Annotated in this window: 10 protein-coding genes; 4 read left to right on the top strand and 6 right to left on the bottom strand. The window is 50.2% G+C overall.

All coding sequences use genetic code 11. The annotated features are described in order from the left end of the window. Positions 1-716: 716 nt before the first annotated feature. On the top strand, positions 717-1,649 hold the full coding sequence (locus tag CSQ88_RS21315; protein WP_218963168.1) for an HD-GYP domain-containing protein: 933 nt from the start codon (positions 717-719) through the stop codon (positions 1,647-1,649). 112 nt (positions 1,650-1,761) lie between these two features. Here the strand turns inward: CSQ88_RS21315 and CSQ88_RS21320 are convergent, their stop codons facing one another. After that, complete coding sequence (locus CSQ88_RS21320; RefSeq protein WP_099400075.1) at positions 1,762-2,319, bottom strand: carboxymuconolactone decarboxylase family protein; 558 nt, start codon at positions 2,317-2,319, stop codon at positions 1,762-1,764. Between the two features lie 18 nt (positions 2,320-2,337). Then, positions 2,338-3,381, bottom strand: coding sequence for an NAD(P)-dependent alcohol dehydrogenase (locus CSQ88_RS21325; RefSeq protein WP_099400076.1), 1,044 nt, complete (start codon positions 3,379-3,381; stop codon positions 2,338-2,340). Positions 3,382-3,463: 82 nt separating this feature from the next. Between CSQ88_RS21325 and CSQ88_RS21330 the strand changes: the two genes are divergently transcribed. Next, the gene (locus CSQ88_RS21330; protein WP_099400077.1) at positions 3,464-4,081 is read left to right on the top strand and encodes a TetR/AcrR family transcriptional regulator; all 618 of its coding nucleotides are present in this window, start codon (positions 3,464-3,466) and stop codon (positions 4,079-4,081) included. Here the strand turns inward: CSQ88_RS21330 and CSQ88_RS21335 are convergent. Next, positions 4,044-5,096, bottom strand: a complete 1,053-nt coding sequence (locus tag CSQ88_RS21335; protein ID WP_099400078.1) for a hypothetical protein — start codon at positions 5,094-5,096, stop codon at positions 4,044-4,046. The two genes, CSQ88_RS21330 and CSQ88_RS21335, sit on opposite strands and share 38 nt — an antisense overlap. A gap of 114 nt (positions 5,097-5,210) precedes the next feature. Here CSQ88_RS21335 and CSQ88_RS21340 point away from each other — a divergent pair, with 114 nt between their 5' ends. Then, the gene (locus CSQ88_RS21340; protein WP_099400079.1) at positions 5,211-5,432 is read left to right on the top strand and encodes a hypothetical protein; all 222 of its coding nucleotides are present in this window, start codon (positions 5,211-5,213) and stop codon (positions 5,430-5,432) included. Between the two features lie 87 nt (positions 5,433-5,519). On the opposite strand, the gene grxC is transcribed toward CSQ88_RS21340, so the two are convergent. Together grxC and CSQ88_RS21350 are read right to left on the bottom strand one after the other, a co-directional pair. Continuing rightward, positions 5,520-5,792 (bottom strand): glutaredoxin 3, encoded by a 273-nt coding sequence (grxC, locus tag CSQ88_RS21345; RefSeq protein ID WP_099400080.1) that lies wholly within the window; start codon positions 5,790-5,792, stop codon positions 5,520-5,522. A gap of 73 nt (positions 5,793-5,865) precedes the next feature. Further along, positions 5,866-6,369 (bottom strand): YHS domain-containing (seleno)protein, encoded by a 504-nt coding sequence (locus CSQ88_RS21350; protein WP_218963169.1) that lies wholly within the window; start codon positions 6,367-6,369, stop codon positions 5,866-5,868. An 808-nt stretch (positions 6,370-7,177) separates the two neighbouring features. Here CSQ88_RS21350 and hisC point away from each other — a divergent pair. Then, positions 7,178-8,278, top strand: a complete 1,101-nt coding sequence (gene hisC / locus CSQ88_RS21355; RefSeq protein WP_099400081.1) for a histidinol-phosphate transaminase — start codon at positions 7,178-7,180, stop codon at positions 8,276-8,278. A 78-nt stretch (positions 8,279-8,356) separates the two neighbouring features. Here the strand turns inward: hisC and CSQ88_RS21360 are convergent. Next, positions 8,357-8,447 (bottom strand): IS3 family transposase (locus CSQ88_RS21360; protein WP_143449393.1); only part of this gene is annotated, 91 nt, incomplete at its 5' end.

Below are 8,447 nucleotides of genomic sequence, written 5' to 3' on the forward strand. Positions count from 1 at the left end.
TATTTCCGAGGAGCATAACGCAGTGAATGGCCATTTTCCGGCTCAGCCTTTCGGGTTTAGCCCATTTTTGGGGCGGAATGAAAGTTAAAAATCGCTCATGGTACTCGTACCATGTCGCAATTTGCTCCTTGTTCAGCCCCAAAACTGGGCAAACGCAGCCGTGGATGAAACGTCAACAGGCCCTAGTCTAGTCAGTGCAAGTATTTATATTGCATATGATTTTTTGGTCCTGACGTTGCTTTATTGTAAGTTTTTCATGTTTTGTAAGGTTTTTTGTGGGGAGTACCTGCAGTTTGATGATCAAGTAATGCCCCTAAGGCCAGATTTTAGCAGCTAAGATCGGCAATCCGTTTTAGCCACCACGTTTCTGTTGCAGCTATGCTCAATGGTTTGATGATCATTTGTTTACAATGCTTTTATGCTGTTTAAATACAGTGTGGTGAGGCGCAGGAGGCTATTCCGAGAAAGGCACTGCCAAATATTTTCTGAGTTTGCAGGGGCGACATAGTCAGTGAATATTTCAACAAAGGCCTGATGCATCATCGTTATGCTAGCATTAATGCTTTTCCGATTTAGGCTAGTGCGCGATTATTTCATTGGCCCCAAGGTTGTCGTTCGGATAATCATCCTAGTTTAAGTGATTTAGACTTATAAAAAGTCTTTGTAGTATGGCTGGATGTATTAAGCTGATAGTCAGTTACCGTAGTGAGATTGTTATGTTTGAGCAGTTAATGAATGTATTGCGCCCCGCTTCTGCCCGCTCGGAAACCTTGCTCGAAGCGCTACAAGCCCGCTTGCTGGTGCAGGAGCAGGGCTTGTTGGCTAGCCTCTTAGCATCGGCATGGGTGGTGGAAGCACGGGATCCATACACAGGTGGGCATCTGTGGCGGGTGGCGGCCATGTCGGCGCTTTTGGCGCAGGCACTGGGAGAATCCGCGCCCAGCGTCAGCCGTATTGCCATGGCTGGTTTCTTACACGATATGGGCAAAATTGGCGTGCCAGATGCTATTTTGCGTAAGCCTGATAAGCTGACGGACGATGAATATGCGGTGATTAAAACCCATCCTTCGCTTGGTGCACGTTTACTGGCTAGCCACCCACTTTCTCCTTTAGTGCTGGCAGCCGTTGAAGGGCATCATGAAAGGCCGGATGGCCAGGGCTATCCCTATGGCTTATCAGGAGCAGATATCCCGCGTGATGCCTTGATTGTAGGGGTGTGTGATGCTTTTGACGCCATGACCAGCTCTCGGCCATATCGGTCTGGCATGCCTATCAGCAAGGCGCTGGCCATTATTCAAAGTGAATCAGGCCGGCAGTTTGATAAAGAGTGTAGTGAAGTGTTTATTCAACTTGGCCAGGCTGGCAGTCTGGACCATATCGTTGGTCATAGCGATGCAGGCATTCCGCTGGCGCACTGCACCATGTGCGGGCCAACGATTGTGCGATATCGTGTGGCGCAGCAGGGTGAACACGCCGCCTGCCCTAATTGCAACGGTGATTATGTGTGGGAGCGCGGCAGTGAGGGCCAGCTCTCGATTGTGGCAACGGGGGGAAAGGCCAGCGCCGAGGCAATGGCACCTCGCGCAGATCAGCAGCAGATCGCCTCCTTGGTCCAAGAGTGGACCAATGCGCTGCAAGCAGCTGCTTGAGCCCATGCGGGGTGATGGCAAAACTCGGAATTAAAAAACTGCCGCTTAGAGCCGGCAATCAGTCACGCCCTCCCGTAATGTAAAAGCCATTGGGGAGGGCGTTTTTTGCTGCTTATCCAGCTTGGGTGGCTTGCCATGCATGCTCAGCAAATACGACATCCAAAGTGGTATCGGCCACGCTGGTGGTGTAGTTGGACATGATTTTCAGACTGGTGCCTAAAATCACTTCCAATACGGATTGCTGGGTATAACCGGCGGTTATAAATTGCGCGACGGCTTCTTTGCTTTGCCAGCCACGGGTTTCGATCATGGCAATGGTGAATTGGCGCAAGGCTTCCAGCTTGGCATCTGCAATCGCGGTGTTATGACGCAGGGCGTGAATCACATCTGGGGCCACACTGCTTTGTGCGATCATGGAATGCGCCGCCATGCAGTAGTCGCAGCGGTGCAGGCGGTTGGCCGTCATCATGACGATCTGGCGCTCGGTTTCAGTCAGGCTGCTTTTATTGAAAATGCCAGTCAGGGTGAGGTAGCCTTCCAGTAGGGCAGGGGCGCTGGCCATATGGGCGAACAGGTTAGGCACAAAACCGAAGTTAGCCTGTGCATTGCTGAGTAAGGGCTGGCTGGCGGCAGGAGCGGAGGTGATACTGTGGCTGATAAATTGAGTCATGTTCTTTCCCTTGAAGTTTTACAGCTCGAAATTAATGATGATTTTGCCAAAATGCTGTGCGCTGGCGAGGTAATCAAATGCTGCCTGGGCCTGGTTAAAAGAGAAGCTGCAATCAATGACCGGCTCAATTTTGTGCTGGCTGATAAAGTGATTTAAAGCCTTAAAGTGTGCGAGCGAGCCCACCAAAGTGCCGTGGATAGTGGCGTTCTGTAATTGCAGCGGCAGTAAATTCGGGCTGGGAGCAAACCCGCTGAGAACGCCAATTTGATGGATATGCCCCCCTCCTGCCACTGCACTGATTGAGCGGCTAAAAGTGTCAGGGCCACCCAGCTCTAAAATTTGATCTGCACCAGTGCCTGCAGTGAGCTCCAGTACGGCCTGATCCCAATCGGGCTGCTTGCGGTAGTTGATGGTTTGCCATGCACCCAGCGCGCGCGCTTTAGCGAGTTTTTCATCGGATGAGGAGGTAATGATGACGCGTGCGCCCTGCGCTACCGCCAGTTGCAGGGCAAACAGCGCCACACCACCCGTGCCTTGAATCAAGACTGTTTCGCCCTCTGCCAATTGGCCGCGGTCAAATAAAGCCTGCCACGCCGTAACTGCCGCGCAGGGTAATGTTGCCGCTTGCTGCAGGCTTAAGTGTGCGGGTACTTCGACAATAGCATTGGCTTTGGCGACGATATATTGCGCTAAGACTCCAGCGGTTTGCGCGCTACCTAGTGCTCCGGCTAAATGGTGCTGAGGCTGGTATTTACCGGTCTGCCAGGTGCTGAAAAAACCAGTTGCCACCCGTGCGCCTATGGGCCATTCACTAACGCTTTCACCCGCTGCCACCACCGTCCCCGCCGCGTCGGATAAGGGGATTTGCCCGGCTACACTCCCTTTGCCAACATTACGCAAAATAATCAGATCACGGTAATTCAGGCTAGCCGCCGCGACCTTGATCAATACCTCATCGGCCGCAAGTGCTCCGATACGGGTCAGTACCTGCTCTAAAGCCATCACCTCACCCAATGGCTGCAATTGATAGCGCTGAAAATGAATTTGCTCTGGGAGATTCATCGTTTTTCCTGTTTATGTAACGAACGATACATAATGTAATCGAGCTAATATTCGCTCGTCAATATATTTTGTAGTAATCATTATGGAAAGCGACGAAACTAGAAAAACACGCGGCAGACCTCGTGCATTTGATCGTGCCCTAGCCTTAGATAAAGCACTGCGATTGTTTTGGGCGCAGGGCTATGAAGGCACTTCAATGAGCGATTTAACCAGCGCTTTGGGGATTAACGCTCCAAGCTTATATGCTGCTTTTGAATCCAAGCCCGCGCTGTACAGCGAAGCGCTAGAGCTGTATCTGGCCCGTCAACACGAGCAGATTACGGCTTTGATGGATCAGGCATTAAGCGCCAGAGAAGCCTTGGAAGCCATGCTCTATGCGGCTGCCGAGCAATACACCCGGCCCGATCAGCCAGCGGGCTGCCCAATTGCCAGCGGGGTATTACGCAGCGCAGAGGCGAATGAAGCGATGGCGCAGCTTACCGCCACGCATCGCCGCAATGCCTTGGCTATGATTGCTGGACGAATCGCTCTGGATATCCGCCGCGGGCTGATGAGCACGCAGACGGATGTGGATGGCTTGGCGATGTTCTATGCCGGTGTAATCCAGGGAATGTCGGTGCAGGCGATTGATGGTGCCAGCCACGCGCAACTCAATGCCCTGGTTAAAATTGCTCTGCGGGCGTGGCCCGCTCATGTTTAGTGGCATAACCGCTCGGTAAGTGCCCTGCCAGCGGCTCAAAGCGGCTGATGAGCTGACGGTTTTTGTCGGCCAGAGGCCCGCTGCCTAAATCCGGCGCACGCCCTGCATCCACGGCGTAGTTGCTAAGGCGGAAAATGGCCTCAAAGGGTTTGTTTTGCATATCGCGCTGATAGGGGCGGGTGCTGATCGATAGCCCGGCAATACGCTGCGGATCAAGCTTGCGGCTAAAACGATGCAAGCCTTGGTAAGTAAAGTGCCTTGCGACCCAATGATCACTGTGTGCAATTAAGGCGTCCATCAGTGCATAGAGTAGCTCGGATGCACTGCTGTTTTGCAGCAAAAGCGTTAATTCCAGCCCGTCAAACTCGGGGAAATCTGCCTCAATTTTGCGTGCTAATGGCGGCTCTCCTAGGCGAATATCCAGCAAAATGGTTTGATTATGTCGCTGCTCGATATGCAGTACTTCAATGGGGCGCTGTGCAAACTGCCATTGCAACAAACAGGAGCGTAAAGCCTCTGCTGTTTCTACCGTCTTAGGGGCATGGACCAGCTCTGGGTTCTGTGCCATCAGGGCTAAATCTTGGTGACTGCTAAAGGGGGCGCTGACTTGCCCCGCTGCTTTGCGAAAAGTCAGTAACTCACGCAGCTCGTGCTCGCGTGCTTTTTTGATGGCCAAAAAAGCGGTTTGGATAATTTCAGAGCTGGGCGTATCGCGATCAATACGCCATTTTCTGCCGTACACCAGCTTCTGCGGCCGGATGGTATGGCTGCGATCATAATTCTCCCGCCCGATCAGGCCCACCTGCAAATACATCCCGCCCGCATCTTCTGCTGCAAATAAAGGGGTATGTGTGTCAAATTCAATCTCACTGATTAATTGAGCCACGCTCGTGATGCTGTGCCGATACTGCACATAATGCTGTGGCACATGCGGACGGCCATTGCTCAAAATGACGCTTGGTGCCAGAGGCATAAGCGTTTCAAATGGTTTGCTAGGGATAGAGAGCACTGTCATGGTTGTCGCCGTGGCAAGGAATACGGCTAATTTACCAAATGCTAAAAATATAAAGAATAGCGATAAAATGGAAGATTTTATTGTATTTTAAGGAATAATTCAGAGCAGGAAAGCGTGAAGCCGTTTGGGCTTGAGCCTGCTTGTGCTGACTGGGCCAGCGTAGCGCGGATGAGCAAAGAATGGCTCCGTATTGCAGCTGAGGGCCGAGGGGAATACCGTGGTTTTGCCAAGTGGCGGGGCATAAAAGGCGAGGGCTATTTGCGGCAGGGTAGTATGTTATTGATGAAGCAAATGGGCGGGCAAGCGGGTGCTGGCTTATCTCGTAGGCGCACATAAAATGCACAAGCGGTGTCACCACAAAATGGCTTAACCGCCTGTGTCGCGTTGCGTAGCAATCAGTGTTTTATTGCGGCACGGTGCTGGCTATGAATGGCTTGGCTGAGCGTCTGCTAGCCACTTTGATAACTGGCCAGATTGCTCCAAAGCCAGTAAATCGTTAAAGCCCCCAAGGTGGCGGTCGCCAATAAAAATCTGGGGCACAGAGCGGCGGGCGCTGCGCTTGAGCATGGTGGCAAACTCATCCGGGTTTTGATCGACCCATATTTTATTCACGCTTAATCCTTTGCTTTGCAGCAAGTTTTCGGCTTGCACGCAAAATGGGCAAGTGTGGGTGCTGTACATGGTAATGGCTGACATGATGAAGTCCTGGCCTATGGGGCGGCTGATTTGGGAAAGGCTGCGGCGTTGTTTTGTGGCGTGTCTGTATCAATCAGAGCTTTTTGGGAGCTTTGTCTTTAATGGCTGGCCACTCTTGATTGGCTTTATTTATATTGCCCGGCAGGTCTTCCAGCCACTTCTTTTGCACTTGTTTGGTCACATTCAGGTACAGCTTCCCCTCTACGATTTTCCATGCCTCTGGATCACCATCAAATTTCTTATCCAGCGCGACCCCCATGGCACAAAAACCGCCAAATTGGGGCGCGTAATATGCGGGGTTGGCGTTAAATTTGGCCAAATTCTCTTGGGAAGAAAAGTGATAAGTCACACCATTATGGCTGGCGCTATAAGCCGCATTCCCCAAAGTAGGGCTATGGACAGTGAAATAGGCCACCGGGTCAAAGCCTTTCAGCGCCACGTTTTTTGCATCTACATTGATGGCGGCAGTAGACGCTTCGTCATAAGCCAATGCCGAGGTCGGCATCAAGCCGCCTACGATCAAAGAGGCCAGCATGGCTGAAGTAAAAAATGTGCGGCGAAAAATAAATGGGGACATGATGTTTTCCTTTTGGGTTTAGGGGTTTACCGCTGTGGCAGAGCGAGTAAATGGGTTGTGCCTAAGCGTCTTGAAAAGAAGAATCGTCATGTTTTACAATTGATTGTTCTAATTTATGGAATAGTCTGAGGTTTTTTGTTTGATAGAAAAAGAAAGATTAAAGGTGTTAACTTGAAAGTATTTGGGCTTGAATGATCAGCAGCTTACAGAGGCGTACAAGCAGCACATCAGGTATTGCCTTCGGTGGCAGGCATGGCAAGTACTACAGCCCAGGCCTTCTAGCAAAAGATAGATTTGGCAGATACGCTTCTCTACGCAGATTTGCCATGACTGGCAACACGATTGGCTCACCAGGAAAAGATTAATTAAAGCGAGCCGCAGCCCTTGTCTATTTACATCGTGCGCTAAGAAGGGCGCTATGGTTAGGCCAAAATTCTTCGTTTTGTTGATTTATAAGCCGAAGTGCGGAAGTAAAATTGCGCTTTAAATTAATGCGGGGCTGCATAATTAGAGTTGATATGGCAACTTATGCCAAAAATAATATGAAAAAAATTGAATCGTGGTTTTATTTCGAATTTTTTATAAGTTTGAGCAGCCTTGGAGGCTAAAGCCTGTGTCGGTTTTGAGTAAAAGGACTGTTTGTTAAAAACGTTACAAAATAAACTGCTTAGTGTTGCCGTAGTCTGGGTTTTACAATCTTTGGCTGGCAAATGCAATATTGCGGATATCAACAATTTGTATTACGTAATTGATGTCGGCTAGTATCACCTGATACCTGTTGAGTTGATCCACACATAAGGATGTTTATATGAGTTTGCAAGATTTGGCCCCCGCTTACGTGCGCTCGATTGCTCCCTACCAGCCGGGCAAACCTGTTTCAGAATTAGCCCGCGAAATGGGATTAAATCCTGACCATATCGTGAAATTGGCTTCTAATGAAAATCCGCTGGGCATGGGCAGCAAGGCCAGGGCCGCAATTGAAAAAGAATTGGCAGAATTAGCCCGTTATCCGGATGGCAATGGCTTTGATTTAAAAAGTAAAGTCGCAAAAAAATACAATGTAAAAGCAGAGCAGATTGTTTTAGGTAATGGCTCGAATGATGTGCTGGATTTAATCGCCCATGCTTTTCTTGCACCGGGTGATTCTGCGGTTTATTCGCAATATGCATTTGCTGTTTACCCGCTGGCTACGCAAGCCGTTGGGGCTAAAGGCATTCAGGTGAATGCGCTGGATTATGGCCACGATTTAGAAGCCATGCTCGCCGCAATTGAGTCAAATACCAAGGTGGTTTGGATTGCCAACCCAAATAACCCAACCGGCACTATGGCAAGGCCAGGCGATTTGCTTGAGTTTTTACAAAACTGCCCGAAAAATGTGCTGGTGGTCTTGGATGAGGCCTACACCGAATTCTTTACCCCGGAAAAACGCCCGGATTCAATCGCCTGGCTGAAAGACTTCCCGAATCTGATCGTGGTGCGTACTTTCTCTAAAGCCTTTGGTCTGGCCGGTTTGCGCGTGGGTATGGCACTCACTTCGCCGGAAGTTGCAGACATCATCAACCGCGTGCGCCAGCCTTTTAATGTAAACAGCCTCGCACAAGCTGCAGCAACTGCAGCGCTGGATGACGAAGAATTCCTAAAAGAAACACTGCGCGTCAATAGCGATGGCATGGCGCAATTAACGGCAGCTTTTGTGCGCCTTGGTATTAGCTATATTCCAAGCCAGGCCAATTTTATTGCCTTTCACTGTGGCGATGCCGCAGCGCTTAATTTATTTATGCTGCAACGCGGTGTAATCATCCGCCCATTAGCCCCATACGGCCTCACCAACACCCTGCGTGTTTCGATTGGCCTGCCAGCTGAAAATGCCCGCTTTATTGAGGTATTAGAAGAAGCTTTGGCTGATTAATCAGCCAGATGATCGTTTAAATAAAGCCCCGGCAGAAAGTTGGCTGAACTGACCCCAATTAGTTGGACAGTATAAAAGCTAGGCGCTCAAGGGCTGGGTTCTGTATTGCACAGGACTCAGCCCTTTTAACTTCAGTTTGATTCGGTCGTGGTTATAGTAATGGATGTAA

The organism is Iodobacter sp. BJB302 (assembly GCF_002735645.1).
Lineage (GTDB): Bacteria > Pseudomonadota > Gammaproteobacteria > Burkholderiales > Chitinibacteraceae > Iodobacter.